This is a genomic window from Proteus sp. G4415, assembly GCF_963896075.1.
Lineage (GTDB): Bacteria > Pseudomonadota > Gammaproteobacteria > Enterobacterales > Enterobacteriaceae > Proteus > Proteus mirabilis.
Genome location: NZ_CAWQOK010000012.1, coordinates 1 through 12,617 on the forward strand (window position 1 = coordinate 1; position 12,617 = coordinate 12,617).

The following is a 12,617-nucleotide window of genomic DNA, read 5'->3' on the forward strand; positions in this document are numbered from 1 at the left end:
CAAATATATTTTAATGGATATAAAATATAACAATGGAATTAAATTTATGCTGGTGGAATATAGGAATATCTCCACCGACAAAATCAAAACAGAACGTCAAGACTGAAAAAGTTGGCTTAGCGAAAAAATATCTTGAAGAACTTATCATTAAAAAAACGCTTGATATCATTGCGTTGAGTGAGGTTTCTGAAAACGAAGGCTATGCTTTTAAGCAGTTGGCGACTCAATTAAAAATGGGGTATATCGATCTCTCAGGAAAAATAGGCCGGATTATTATTGATATATCATTAATATATCAAATGAATAAACTAGAGTTTATTTCAAGTAAGTTTTTAACTAAACTCCAGCCTGATAATAGAATGGTAAGGGTAGGCGTTGCTGTTGTATTTAAAGAAATCGAACATCAAAAAATAATCACCCTTTTTTTATCACATTGGCCATCAATATTAAGTGCTAATGATACAACTCGAGAAGTGGCAGCTGCAGGATTAAGAAGTAGTATTAATAAACTCTTTGAAAATAATGGAGATGATGTTCAGTTTATTTGTATGGGGGATTATAATACAGAGCCTTATTCTAATGCGATGCTTAATATATTGTATGCGACAAGAGATTATCATTTAATAAAAAAGAAAAGAAAACTATTATTTAACCCATTTTGGTATCTCTTATCTGATAAGAAGACTAATAATTTAGGTACATATTATTATAATTCCGCATCTATTAATCGTTGGTATGTGTTTGATCAAATGATTTTTTCTTCATCATTTTTATATGGAAAAGAAGATTGTTTTAAATTAGATCTTGAACAGCTTGATTTTTATCGCGTCCTAAATGATGATAATCACTGCCTTGATGATATCTTTTTTAAAAAATTTGATCATTACCCCATATTTTGTAGGATCTTCCATGAATGATGAACATAAGATATTCGAAAAAATAAAAGCTTCACTCAATAGAGCATCTTTTATTATTGATCTACGAAGTAAGATAGAAGATAAAATCAGTGCAGTGGTCAAAAAGCTAGAAGTGATCACCAATAATAAAGTTAAAGTATCATTTGAAGATAATAATAAAAGTAATATTCATTTTATAAATAGTGAACGCCTTGTTTATATTAATAATGCTGATTTAAGTAAAGAGGGTGGTTTTATACTATTTGGTTATAGCTTTAGTAAAATAAATGGCTTTCCTATTGAGATAGAAACGGAAATAGAATCTTTTCACGCAGAAGATATTGAAAATTTATTACATATTATTGTTAATATTATTGATAATGAGTCTATCAGGATCATCGAACTTACTCATCATACTATTTATAATAAATTGATTAATCACCAATAAAAAACCGGCACTGCTTTCGCAATGCCGGTTTTTTATTCTTTTGAGGAAACTAGATGAATAATATTTTTTTATCTATTAAATGAAGAAGTCGTAGTGCTGCACCATTGGGCTTAATTTCGTTTCTTTCCCACTTAGAAACGCTTTCTTTAGTCATATTCAATATCAAAGCAAGGGAAGATTGAGAGATATTATTTTGCTCACGGATCCTTTTTATATCTTCACCTGTCATAGGGGTAGGATGTTTATACTTAGCTTGTAATTCTTTCGCTTTTATTCTGGCGGCAATACGTTTAGTTGTACTGCCATCAGTGACTCCTGCATCTTCCATTTCTTGTGCAAATTTTAGCATTTCTTTCATTTTATCAGTCATATTTAACCTCTGTTAAAAGGCCTAGTGCAATCATTTTATCTATTTTATTTTGATTTGCATTGAAGAGATCTTTTGCTAGATCTTTATAGGACTCAAGTTCATCATCTGTGATCTCTTTGGTTTTTTTAGAGCTTAAACTCGATTTTTTCCAACCATCAGCAAAGAATAAATTATTCCCTTGCTTATAAAATATAATTGTTCTAATTCCGCTACTTTTACCTTTTCCTTGGATACAGGCACGTTTCTTGATAACACCACCACCTAGATCTGCCTCAAATTGTCCTGCAAGGACTTCGGTAGCGATAGCGATTAGTTCTGCATTCGTAAGCGTTATTTTTTTGAAACTATTTTTGAACATCTTTGTTTTATAAATAACCATCACGTCCTCTGTGGTAGTTTTTACTATAGTAAATTTTATCACTCAATCATAGAATGTAAATGGGTATTTTTTAATCGTTTTTTATTTTAATTTTAAGTAAAAAAACCGGCACTGCTTTCGCAATGCCGGTTTTATGTTGTTGTATGGCTAAGTTTTATAACTTATTGTAAAACAGAAATATCAGCGACTTTTAAGAACAACTCGCGTAATTCATGTAGCATGGTTAAACGGTTGACACGAATTTCTTCGTCTTTATCCATTACCATCACTTTATCAAAGAAGTTATTCACAACATCGCGTAAAGAGGCGAGTTCAACTAATGCTTCTTGGTATTTACGTTCAGCAAATAGAGGGGCTAGCTTATCTTGTAGCACAGAAAGATTAGCCGCTAGCTGAACTTCTTCAGGCGCTTTTAGCACCGAGGCTAATACTTTATCGTTGAGCTTAACATCTGCTGATTTTGCTAAGATATTAGAAACACGTTTATTGGCTTCGGCTAATGCAGCTGCTTCTTCTAAGGTTCGGAAGTAAGTAACGGCTTTTACACGAGCGTTAAAGTCAGCAGGTTGTGTTGGGCGGCGCGCTAATACCGCTTGAATAGTATCAATACTATAACCCAGCTCTTGATACCAAGCACGGAAACGACCTAGCATAAACTCTACGACATCACTGACGACATTTTTGTTCGTCAGTTTGTCACCATATAGGCGAGCCGCTTCTTGGGTTAATTCTTCAATATCTAATGGTAAATCTTGTTCAACAATAATACGTAGCACACCAAGGGCAGCACGACGTAAAGCGAAAGGATCTTTATCCCCTTTAGGATGTTGACCAATACCAAAGATACCTGCCAGCGTATCCATTTTTTCTGCTATAGCGACAGCACTTGCTACTGGGTTAGATGGTAGTGCATCACCTGCAAAACGTGGTTGATATTGCTCTTTTAATGCGACAGCAACTTCTTCATCTTCACCATCATGGCGAGCATAATGCATCCCCATAACCCCTTGGGTATCGGTGAATTCAAACACCATATTGGTCATTAAGTCACATTTTGATAATAAACCAGCACGTGTTGCTTTATTGACATCAGCACCCATTTTCTCAGCAATAAAACCGGCGAGAGCTTGAATACGGTCTGTTTTGTCGCGTAGAGAGCCTAAATCTTTTTGGAAAAGAACAGTTTCAAGGCGTGGTAAGTTATCTTCTAAACGCTGTTTTCGGTCAGTTTTAAAGAAGAATTCCGCATCCGCTAAACGAGGGCGAACCACTTTTTCGTTACCACTGATTATCTGTTGAGGATCAGAGGATTCAATGTTAGAAACGAAAATAAAGTGAGGTAATAGCGCACCTTGTTTATCGTAAACAGGAAAATATTTCTGATCGCCTTTCATGGTGTAAACCAGTGCTTCAGCCGGAACTTCAAGGAATTTTTCCTCAAATTTTGCCGTTAACACCACAGGCCATTCAACTAATGAAGTGACTTCTTCAACTAGGCTGTCACTTAAATCAGCGACACCACCTAGTTTTTCAGCCGCAAGACGTGCATCATGAAGAATGATGGATTTACGGTTTTCGTAATCGGCAATGACCTTACCACGTTCATAAAGGATTTCAGGGTACTGGTCTGCATTATCGATAGTAAATTCAGCTTCACCCATAAAACGGTGGCCACGAATAATACGATCGCTTTGTACACCTAAGATTTCACCGTCAATGAGGGTATCACCCAATAATAAAGTAACAGTATGCACTGGACGCACAAAATGCGTTTCTTTATCACCCCAACGCATTAATTTAGGGATAGGCAGTTTTGCCAGTGCATTGCTTACCATACCAGCCAGTAGTTGGTTAACGGCTTCGCCTTTAACTTCAGCACGATAAAAGAGCCACTCACCTTTATCCGTTGATAAACGTTCAGCTTGATCAACAGTGATGCCGTTACCTCTAGCCCAACCTTCTGCGGCTTTAGTTGGCTTACCTTCAGCATCAAATGCTTGCGCTATAGCAGGGCCTCGTTTTTCAACGATCCTATCTGCTTGAGATTTTGCCATATTTGCCACTTTGATGGCTAAACGACGAGGAGCGGCAAACCAAGATACATCACCATGAGTAATATTGGCGTTATCCAGTTCAGCCGTAAAATGGGTCGCAAAAGATTCGGCTAAAGAACGAAGCGCTTTCGGCGGTAACTCTTCTGTGCCGATTTCCACAAGGAAAGTCTCAGTTGTCATAATAGCCTCTTACTTTTTACACATAGGGAAACCAAGCGCCTCACGGGAAGCATAATAAGCTTCAGCGACGGCTTTGGTTAAAGTACGGATACGTAAAATATAGCGTTGACGCTCTGTAACAGAAATCGCTTTACGTGCATCCAATAAGTTAAAAGTGTGACCTGCTTTTAAGATACGTTCGTAAGCAGGTAAAGGCAGAGGTTTTTCTAACTCTAACAACTCACGAGCTTCTTTTTCATATTGTTCGAAACAAGAGAATAAGAAGTCAACATCTGCATATTCAAAGTTATAAGTTGATTGTTCCACTTCATTTTGGTGATAAATATCGCCGTAGGTGGTTTTACCTAATGGGCCATCACACCAAACTAAGTCATAAACGCTATCAACGCCTTGAATGTACATTGCCAGACGCTCTAAACCGTAAGTAATTTCGCCAGTGACGGGTTTACACTCTAATCCGCCAACTTGTTGGAAATAGGTAAATTGCGTCACTTCCATGCCGTTGAGCCAAACTTCCCAGCCTAATCCCCAAGCACCTAATGTTGGGTTTTCCCAGTTATCTTCAACAAAACGAATATCATGGATAGTAGGATCTAATCCTAATTCTCTTAAAGAGCCAAGATAAAGCTCTTGGATGTTATCCGGTGATGGCTTGATGATAACTTGGAATTGGTAATAGTGCTGTAGACGGTTAGGGTTTTCACCGTAACGTCCGTCAGTTGGACGGCGTGATGGTTGAACATAAGCCGCTGCAATAGGCTCTGGACCTAATGCTCGTAAACAGGTCATTGGGTGTGAGGTACCTGCTCCTACTTCCATATCTAATGGTTGAACAATGGTACAGCCCTGACGAGCCCAATAATCCTGTAATGTCAGGATCAGCCCCTGAAAGGTTTTGGTATCAAACTTTTGCATGTTATATCCGCATGGCGATACATAGAATAAAAAGAAAGGTTTCAGTATACCTTCTAGACGAAAGATATACAGCAAGGAATACGGGCAATTTTCTCTTGATCAAAAAAATAGTGCCTTAATCGTTGTTATGACTATGCTCAAATAGCCAGAATGATTTTTTCTTAGTCTATTTACATGTGTTTTTATACAGTATATAAAGAGCGATATCAATTGTATGAATAACACCTATAAAGAACAAGGAATGTAGCAAATGAATAAACAACGTTGTGATTGGGTAACTCAAGATCCTGAATATCTCGCATACCATGATAATGAATGGGGAAAACCACAGCGAGATAAATACAAACTTTTTGAGATGATCTGCCTTGAAGGACAACAGGCAGGTTTGTCGTGGTATACCGTATTAAAGAAAAGAGCAGGATTTCGTCGTTGTTTTTTTGATTTTCGTCCTGAAAAAATAGCACTAATGACTGAAAAAGATGTGGAAACACTACTACAAGATCCGTCTATTATTCGTCATCGTGGCAAAATTAACGCCATTATCAATAATGCGCGTGCCTTTTTAGCGATGGAAGCTCAGGGTGAAGATTTCAGTGAATTTATTTGGCAATTTGTTGATGGAAAACCCATTGATAACCAGTGGCAGACTATTTCACAGGTTCCTGCTTTTACTGAAATTTCAGATGATATGGCTAAGGCGTTAAAGAAAAAAGGGTTTAAATTTGTTGGTACCACCACCTGTTATGCATTTATGCAAGCAGTAGGCATGGTTAACGATCATATACTCTGTTGTTTTTGTCGGCAATCTCAGCTGGAAAGTAGTATTAAATAGAAGAATACTAGTTTAGTTATCTTTAATTGGATTTAAAACTGAATTTATATTTCAATATTGGTTTTAAGGTTGGTGTTGATATTTAAGTATACATCTGTTAACGGTTGATGCTGAGTCCGGCTCACGGTATGGTGTTTATCTAATGAAAAACGACAAAGAAGATCCTGCAAAGATGACTCAACTATCACGATTTGGGCAAAAATTTGCTCGCCACTCAGGTATTTCTCGCTTGATGCAAGACTTAAATGAAGGAATACGTACACCAGAAGCGGTGATGTTAGGAGGAGGAAATCCTGCCCATATTCCTGAGATGGACAGCTATTTTCACCAATTATTACAAGAGATGGTGAATAATGGCTCATTAAGTGATGCCGTATGTAATTACGATGGGCCACAAGGTAAAGATGCGATGCTCAACGCCTTGGCTATTTGTTTAAAAGAAAAATTAGGATGGAATATTTCCGCTAAAAATATTGCGCTTACTAACGGCAGTCAAAGTGCTTTCTTTTATCTTTTTAATTTACTCGGTGGCCAATCTGCTGAGGGTAAAAAGCGCAAAATTCTTTTTCCCATCGCTCCGGAATATATTGGATATGCCGATGCCGGATTAGAAGAAGATTTGTTTGTTGCGAATAAACCCACTATTGAAATGCTACCTGATGGACAATTTAAATATCATGTAGATTTTGAACATTTAACGATAGGTGATGATATTGGTGCTATTTGTGTTTCTAGACCAACAAATCCAACAGGTAATGTGATCACTGATGATGAAGTAAAAAAGCTGGATGCCTTAGCGAAAAAACATGATATCCCACTGATTATTGATAATGCTTACGGCGTGCCCTTTCCGGGGATTATTTTTTCCCAAGCAACTCCCCACTGGAATGACAACACCATTCTTTGTATGAGCCTCTCTAAGCTAGGATTACCGGGGGCTCGTTGTGGCATTATTATCGCTAATGAAGAGCTTATTACTGCAATCACGAATGTGAATGGCATTATTAGTCTTGCCCCTGGAGGTATTGGCCCTGCGATGGCATTAGAAATGCTCAAACGTGATGATTTAATGCGATTATCCCAAGAGATAATTAGATCTTTTTATCATCAACGAGTACTTGAAACTATTGATATTATTCGTCGCTATCTACCTAAAGAGCGTTGCCTTATCCATAAACCGGAAGGGGCTATTTTCTTGTGGCTTTGGTTTAAAGATTTACCAATCTCAAGTGAAGAACTCTATCGGCGTTTAAAAAAACGTGGTGTATTGATGGTTCCTGGTCACTATTTCTTTCCAGGCTTAGAAGAGTCGTGGCAACATGCACATCAATGTATGCGAATGAATTATGTACCAGAGCCTGCATTAATTGAAAAAGGAATAAAGATCCTATCGGAAGAGATAGAACATGCTTATCGCTAGAATAAATAAGTAATAAAAATGCCCCTTCAGCGAGAAGAAGGGGCAAAGACAATAACGAGGACTTTTGAGCATAAGTTTGACGGAAAGAAATTGATTACTAAAAGTTAGCAATCCGTCTCAATCTAAATTTCTTAGCACGAGCGCTATTAAAACAGATAATAATAAAATCGATGGCTTAAATAAGCCCCTTTTAAGCCCTTTATTATCCTTCTGTAAAGTGAAATTAAGCATTTGATAACAAATTGACTGCAACCATTTAATATATCTATTAAATTCGCTACAAAGCCCAAATAATCAGTGCCATTAGTTGTGGCGTGATGATACGTAAAAACATAGCTAAAGGATAAACCGTGGCATAAGAAAGTGCGGCAGCACCGCTATTTTGATGAATAGAATTAGCGAATGCTAGAGCGGGAGGATCAGTCATCGAGCCAGCAAGTACGCCACATAGGGTAAGGTAATTTAACTTAAAAACGAGACGAGCCATTATACCGACTATCAATAATGGGAGTAGTGTGATCGCGATACCATAGCCAATCCAACTTAACCCTTGTCCATATATTAAGGTATCAATAAACCCGCCACCGGAATTAAGGCCAACCACAGCCAAAAACATGACGATCCCGAGTTCACGTAGTGCAAGATTAGCACTTGGGGGCATAAACCAATAGAGTTTCCCGAAAGTACCAATACGGCCTAAAATCAAGGCCACGATCAGCGGCCCGCCAGCAAGGCCTAATTTTAGTGCAACAGGGATCCCCGGAATAAAAATAGGGATAGAGCCTAATAAAACCCCTAAACCAATGCCAATAAAAACAGGCAACATCTGTACTTGTTCTAATTTTTGTCGTGCATTACCTAAAAGTACCGTAATTGCTTCTATGGCCCCAGGTCTACCCACAACATTTAAAATATCGCCAAACTGTAGCATACTGTTATTACTAGGAATTAATTCAATTCCTGCTCGATTTAATCGTGTGATAACAACATCATATTTTCTTTTTAAATCGAGATCTTTTAATCGTTTACTCAATACTGAGTCATTCGTGACAACAATGCGCACAGATTGTAATTGATGGGTTGAGGTAGAAAGTGAAGCATCTACTTCTTCGCCTAAAATAAGGCGAACCTTATTGAGATCTTCTCTTGAGCCGACAATATGCAGTAAATCTCCTAACTGAATAATAGTGGAAGGCATCGGAACCATAATATCGTCGCCACGTTTCAAACGTGAACAGACAAGGGCATCTTCATTGAGTAGTGGGATATCTTGCATTAATAAGCCATCTAAATTGGGATTGCGAATGGCAATGTTAATGGTATGCAGTGTCTCTTTAGTGCTGTTTTGCTGATGGTTAAAGTGTTTTGCTTCTCGCTCTATATTGATTTTAAATAGCACGCGAATAAACCACATGACCAAAAGAATGCCACAAATTCCCATGGGGTAAGCCATAGCATATCCCATTCCCATTTGACTGATTATGGCTGGATCAATATTAAGGTCGGTGAGGATTTGTTGCCCTGCACCTAATGAAGGCGTGTTCGTTACCGCACCAGAAAAAATGCCAAGAATAATGGGTAGTGGCACATTAAATAAGTGATAAATAAAGGCTGTTACTAGTGAACCAAGTAAAATAATCAAAATGGCAAAGGCATTGAGCTTAAGCCCAGATACACGTAAAGAAGAGAAAAAACCGGGGCCGACTTGGATACCAATGGTATATACAAAGAGGATAAGGCCGAATTCTTGAATAAAATGGAGTATCTGTGTGTTGAGCACCAGTCCATAACGTTGAGCTAAATGGCCGACAATAATCCCTCCAAACAGCACTCCGCCAATTCCTAAACTGACCCGATAGATTTTAACGTTACCTATCCAAAGTCCTAAGGCGCCTGCTAATGACAACATCACCATTGTTAATGCAATATCACTCATAAAACAGATCCTATGCCAAGTGAAATAGCCAAGTAACTCACTAGCTAAAACGATACATCTAGTTTGCCAAAAAGATAAAAAAACGCTGTGTCTTATTGCACAAATTCAGCATATATAACGATCAAAAAAATAAAAAAGATAAATATTCAGTTAAAATATTTATTTAAAATGAATAGGGTTGAATTTTAATATCAGTGAAACATAATAATTTATAACATCAGAATTATTATATAAAATGAGTTTATTTTTAGATTAAATTAATTACCTGTGTTATTAAAAATAAACCCCTTAGATCTTCTTTTTCTTGTCCTAACAAGGAAAACAGGTTTAACTATGTAATAAAGGTGTTTAACCCTAACGGCTTTTTATAGGTGCTCTATGAGATCCATAATCATTAACAAGTTAATACTAGCGACGTTTATGCTATCACTGACAGGGTGCTCAAGTGTTATGACGCATGCAGGCCCTAATAACGAGCTTTATTCAGGAACAAAAAATAACGTTAATATGCTTTCTGATGATGAAACAGGGTGGGCAATGAAACCGTTAGTTATTCTTGATCTTCCTTTTAGTGCGTTATTAGATACTTTATTGCTTCCTTATGATTATTATACACAACATGATGACAACAGTGATAATTCACCTAAAGAAAGGATAAAAAAATTAGGTAGCACTAATGATACACTTAATACTGGAAATAAAACCTAATTATTATAAATAAGACTAAATATAATCACTTATTTATTATTTAGTCATTATTTATATTTATTTTTTTGCTGTAGCTTCTTTTGGACCAAACATCTTGTTAAGGTTATCAAGCTCTTGCATTCCTTTTTCACAAATTGCTTTTTGCTCTTTTAGGGTGGAAGAACTGATCAACTTTTTATTTTGTTCAAAATTACCTTTTATTTCAGGCATGTTCTGTTTTAAGTCATCTCTTGTAGCAATATATTGTAAGAATTTATCGGCTTCTTTAAAGTAAACCCGACAAGTTTGTGATGTAGTCGCTTGGACTGAAAATGTGGTGACGAATAAAAGTAATGTGCTAATGCCCCAACGTGATTTCATGCTCTAAATTCACCCAACTGATTTGACATAGGGTAATTATATAAAAAGTGCATGAAATAAACGATAACAATAAAGAATAAATTTGTCATTTTTCATGATGTTTTCTGATAACTGTAAAGAAAAATAGCTGTTTCATATAACTTAAGTAAAAGTAGGGTTTATGATGCGGTTAATTTCAGCAATAGTGCTAATAAAAAGTTAAAAATCAGTCGTTTTGGTTGAAAACCATACGAACAGTTGGGAGATAAGAAAAAAGTATTGACGCTTTGGCTTTCTGGCAGTAAGATGCACCTCGTTTTCGGCGAGTAGCGCAGCCTGGTAGCGCAACTGGTTTGGGACCAGTGGGTCGGAGGTTCGAATCCTCTCTCGCCGACCATATCTAGAAACCCCGCTTTTTTAAAGCGGGGTTTTGTCGTTTTAAGGCATCTCTTTATAAATAATCGCTTATGATTTTTTACTCTCTGATCTGATAAGTCGACATAGTTGCATTATTGGTAACTGTGTAGGTAAGTCAGAGTAAAAAGACGGTTTTTATAAATCTTTTTTGTTTCTCTTTACATATACATAGCACTCCTATTTCCGGTGATAAGAGTGTAAATTGAATGCGTATTGAGTTGTCTATTTTAATCTATTGTATTTTATGGTGTTGTGCTTTTTTTTCTGTAGCGAATGAAAGTCATATCGATCCCCCTGTACCAGTAGATTTACCGACAGAAACACAACTTAGAGATCAATTACTACAACAAAATGACAATGTCTCTTTAGTGAACTTAGCGCCACAAAATAAAAGGGAATTTATCACACCTTCTGTACATTGTTTTTCAATCAAACAGGTAAAACTCCATCATCTCGATGAGTTTTCTTCCCCATCACTGCAACGCCAAGTGGCAAAATGGCAAGCTGAATTAGTTGGGCATTGTCAGTCACAGGCATTGTTAGAACAAGATATCAATATTTTGAATGCGCTGCTTTATGATGCAGGTTATGTGACCAGTGAGGTGGGTAAAGTTGATCTTTATGCCGATGACGAGGTATTGGATATCACATTAAATGTCGGGAGAGTGCAAGACATTGTTTCCGAAGCCCCGACAGATAAACGCTATTTGATTTCACAGGCAGTGCCTGTCAAAAAAGGTGATGTTTTAAACGTTAAAGATATTGAACAGGGGGCTGACAATTTCAGATCCCGTCCTAATAGTAATGTCAAAATTCAGATAGAACCCTCGTCAAAAGAACATGAATCAATTATTTCTCTTTCTCAAGTGGGGAAAAGGACAATGGCAGGCTCGGTATCGATTGATAATAAGGAGCAGAAAATTTACGGAGATCTATTTGGTACTACAAGGCTAAGCTTTGGTAATCTAGCGCAACTTAATGATACTTTAATGGTTATTCTTTCTAGTCAACTCGATACCTTAAAATCAAGAGGTATCAAGAAGCAGATCTTTTTATGGCAAGTACCTTATCATTATTGGCGTGCGACATTATTTGGTTATGATATTGGTTCAAAAATGAGAGTCTCTGAAGTGACAAAAGAGTTACAAAAAACGCGTCAACAGCTTCTTTCTTTTGAGATCCAGCGCCAATTTAGACCTTCAACACAGCGTACGGTGACTTTAAGTGGTGGAATACAATATTACACTTATCGCAATGAAGTGTCAGGCTATCGCTTATCAGTCCATGAGCGTCGCAGTCCTTATATTAATGCGGGTATTGAGCAAAATTATCGCTTTATGAGAGGGGGTTACCTTAATGCTAAACTTCATTATAAGCAGAGTGTTTTTATTCCTGGCGCAAGATTATCACCAATAGATTCCCTTAATGGTGTACCCATTTTTAATCTTAATTTTGATGCATTAATTCCTTTTAAAATCACTTCACAGCAATTTTTTTATCAACCAGAAATGATATTTCAACTGACTCGCTCAGATATTGATGGATTACTTGATAAAGCAACCATTGGTGGTCTGTATAGCGTGTATGGTTTTGAGTCCGGCAAAGGTTATTCTGATGCCAATCAGTTTGTTTCCCGGCATAAGGTTACTTGGCTTACACCCTTGAATAACCAAATGCTATTTTCCGCCATAGATTATGGTTCCGTTTCAGAAGATAGAAAAAA

The 12,617-nt window shown here is 37.0% G+C and carries 12 protein-coding genes and 1 tRNA gene; 7 read left to right on the forward strand and 6 right to left on the reverse strand.

The genetic code is table 11. The annotated features are described in order from the left end of the window. The first annotated feature begins 32 nt into the window (after positions 1–32). Both AACU95_RS01390 and AACU95_RS01395 read left to right on the forward strand, forming a co-directional pair. The gene (locus tag AACU95_RS01390; protein WP_004249091.1) at positions 33–917 is read left to right on the forward strand and encodes an endonuclease/exonuclease/phosphatase family protein; all 885 of its coding nucleotides are present in this window, start codon (positions 33–35) and stop codon (positions 915–917) included. Further along, positions 910–1,344: a hypothetical protein gene (locus AACU95_RS01395; RefSeq protein ID WP_004246827.1), complete on the forward strand. Its 435-nt coding sequence runs from the start codon at positions 910–912 to the stop codon at positions 1,342–1,344. The genes AACU95_RS01390 and AACU95_RS01395 overlap by 8 nt, the downstream gene beginning before the upstream one ends. 49 nt (positions 1,345–1,393) lie before the next feature. Here AACU95_RS01395 and AACU95_RS01400 read toward each other — a convergent pair whose 3' ends face one another. The 4 genes from AACU95_RS01400 to glyQ form a co-directional block, all read right to left on the reverse strand. Next, on the reverse strand, positions 1,394–1,714 hold the full coding sequence (locus tag AACU95_RS01400; protein ID WP_004246828.1) for a helix-turn-helix domain-containing protein: 321 nt from the start codon (positions 1,712–1,714) through the stop codon (positions 1,394–1,396). Next, on the reverse strand, positions 1,707–2,093 hold the full coding sequence (locus tag AACU95_RS01405; protein WP_004249093.1) for a type II toxin-antitoxin system RelE/ParE family toxin: 387 nt from the start codon (positions 2,091–2,093) through the stop codon (positions 1,707–1,709). Before AACU95_RS01405 ends, AACU95_RS01400 begins: the two co-directional genes overlap by 8 nt. Before the next feature lie 161 nt (positions 2,094–2,254). Further along, a complete protein-coding gene (gene glyS / locus AACU95_RS01410; RefSeq protein ID WP_004246830.1) occupies positions 2,255–4,327 on the reverse strand; it encodes a glycine--tRNA ligase subunit beta in 2,073 nt (690 codons plus the stop codon). A 9-nt stretch (positions 4,328–4,336) separates the two neighbouring features. After that, complete coding sequence (glyQ, locus tag AACU95_RS01415; RefSeq protein WP_004246832.1) at positions 4,337–5,242, reverse strand: glycine--tRNA ligase subunit alpha; 906 nt, start codon at positions 5,240–5,242, stop codon at positions 4,337–4,339. 250 nt (positions 5,243–5,492) lie between these two features. Between glyQ and AACU95_RS01420 the strand changes: the two genes are divergently transcribed. Together AACU95_RS01420 and AACU95_RS01425 are read left to right on the forward strand one after the other, a co-directional pair. Beyond that, positions 5,493–6,074: a DNA-3-methyladenine glycosylase I gene (locus tag AACU95_RS01420; protein ID WP_012368524.1), complete on the forward strand. Its 582-nt coding sequence runs from the start codon at positions 5,493–5,495 to the stop codon at positions 6,072–6,074. A gap of 142 nt (positions 6,075–6,216) precedes the next feature. After that, a complete protein-coding gene (locus tag AACU95_RS01425; protein WP_052124765.1) occupies positions 6,217–7,494 on the forward strand; it encodes a valine--pyruvate transaminase in 1,278 nt (425 codons plus the stop codon). A 277-nt stretch (positions 7,495–7,771) separates the two neighbouring features. Here AACU95_RS01425 and AACU95_RS01430 read toward each other — a convergent pair whose 3' ends face one another. Beyond that, positions 7,772–9,430, reverse strand: a complete 1,659-nt coding sequence (locus AACU95_RS01430) for a putative transporter (protein ID WP_017628660.1) — start codon at positions 9,428–9,430, stop codon at positions 7,772–7,774. A 378-nt stretch (positions 9,431–9,808) separates the two neighbouring features. Here AACU95_RS01430 and AACU95_RS01435 point away from each other — a divergent pair, with 378 nt between their 5' ends. Next, positions 9,809–10,138, forward strand: coding sequence for a YceK/YidQ family lipoprotein (locus AACU95_RS01435; RefSeq protein WP_004246836.1), 330 nt, complete (start codon positions 9,809–9,811; stop codon positions 10,136–10,138). A 57-nt stretch (positions 10,139–10,195) separates the two neighbouring features. Here AACU95_RS01435 and AACU95_RS01440 read toward each other — a convergent pair whose 3' ends face one another. Then, positions 10,196–10,498 carry a DUF5339 family protein gene (locus tag AACU95_RS01440; protein WP_004250065.1) on the reverse strand — a complete coding sequence of 101 codons (303 nt, stop codon included), beginning with the start codon at positions 10,496–10,498 and terminating at the stop codon, positions 10,196–10,198. A gap of 299 nt (positions 10,499–10,797) precedes the next feature. Here AACU95_RS01440 and AACU95_RS01445 point away from each other — a divergent pair. Beyond that, positions 10,798–10,874 (forward strand) — tRNA-Pro (locus AACU95_RS01445). A gap of 226 nt (positions 10,875–11,100) precedes the next feature. Next, a partial coding sequence (locus AACU95_RS01450) for a ShlB/FhaC/HecB family hemolysin secretion/activation protein (RefSeq protein WP_161737150.1) occupies positions 11,101–12,617 on the forward strand: 1,517 nt, incomplete at its 3' end.

Bases quoted from the DNA above. Each gene is read 5' to 3' on its own strand.
- glyQ (WP_004246832.1), bottom strand. From the start codon at position 5,242: ATGCAAAAGTTTGATACCAAAACCTTTCAGGGGCTGATCCTGACATTA.
- AACU95_RS01395 (WP_004246827.1), top strand. From the start codon at position 910: ATGAATGATGAACATAAGATATTCGAAAAAATAAAAGCTTCACTCAAT.
- AACU95_RS01420 (WP_012368524.1), top strand. From the start codon at position 5,493: ATGAATAAACAACGTTGTGATTGGGTAACTCAAGATCCTGAATATCTC.
- AACU95_RS01400 (WP_004246828.1), bottom strand. From the start codon at position 1,714: ATGACTGATAAAATGAAAGAAATGCTAAAATTTGCACAAGAAATGGAA.
- AACU95_RS01435 (WP_004246836.1), top strand. From the start codon at position 9,809: ATGAGATCCATAATCATTAACAAGTTAATACTAGCGACGTTTATGCTA.
- AACU95_RS01425 (WP_052124765.1), top strand. From the start codon at position 6,217: ATGAAAAACGACAAAGAAGATCCTGCAAAGATGACTCAACTATCACGA.
- AACU95_RS01390 (WP_004249091.1), top strand. From the start codon at position 33: ATGGAATTAAATTTATGCTGGTGGAATATAGGAATATCTCCACCGACA.
- AACU95_RS01440 (WP_004250065.1), bottom strand. From the start codon at position 10,498: ATGAAATCACGTTGGGGCATTAGCACATTACTTTTATTCGTCACCACA.
- AACU95_RS01430 (WP_017628660.1), bottom strand. From the start codon at position 9,430: ATGAGTGATATTGCATTAACAATGGTGATGTTGTCATTAGCAGGCGCC.
- AACU95_RS01405 (WP_004249093.1), bottom strand. From the start codon at position 2,093: ATGGTTATTTATAAAACAAAGATGTTCAAAAATAGTTTCAAAAAAATA.
- glyS (WP_004246830.1), bottom strand. From the start codon at position 4,327: ATGACAACTGAGACTTTCCTTGTGGAAATCGGCACAGAAGAGTTACCG.